Annotated in this window: 1 protein-coding gene; it reads right to left on the reverse strand. The window is 64.5% G+C overall.

What is annotated here, in order from left to right:
* Positions 1-358 (reverse strand): DUF222 domain-containing protein (locus ACPXB3_RS22565; RefSeq protein WP_425729879.1); only part of this gene is annotated, 358 nt, incomplete at both ends.

Below are 358 nucleotides of genomic sequence, written 5' to 3' on the forward strand. Positions count from 1 at the left end.
TGTTTCGGACACGCCGGAGCGAGGTCGTCGATGTTGGTCAACCCGCCCTTCGCATAATCCAGGGTGGCGTGATGGATCTCCGAATGCGCGGCCGGTTGCGAACATCCGGGGTGTGAGCACACTTGGCCGTCGGGTTTGGCGAACAGTGCCATGCGTTGCCCGCGGCTCGCCAGCCGGGCCCGACCCAAATACAGGGGCACGGTGGTGTGCTCGCCGAACACCGCCAACCAGGGTTGGGCGTCGGCCGCCAACCGGATGACGTCTTTGATGGGCAGCAGCGAGTTGGTGGCGGTGACGCCGTGGCCGGTTTCGTTGATCAGGTCGGTGAGGTCGGCTTTGATGATCAGCTGCACCGGTA

It is taken from the genome of Gordonia sp. DT219 (assembly GCF_049847065.1).
GTDB lineage: Bacteria > Actinomycetota > Actinomycetes > Mycobacteriales > Mycobacteriaceae > Gordonia.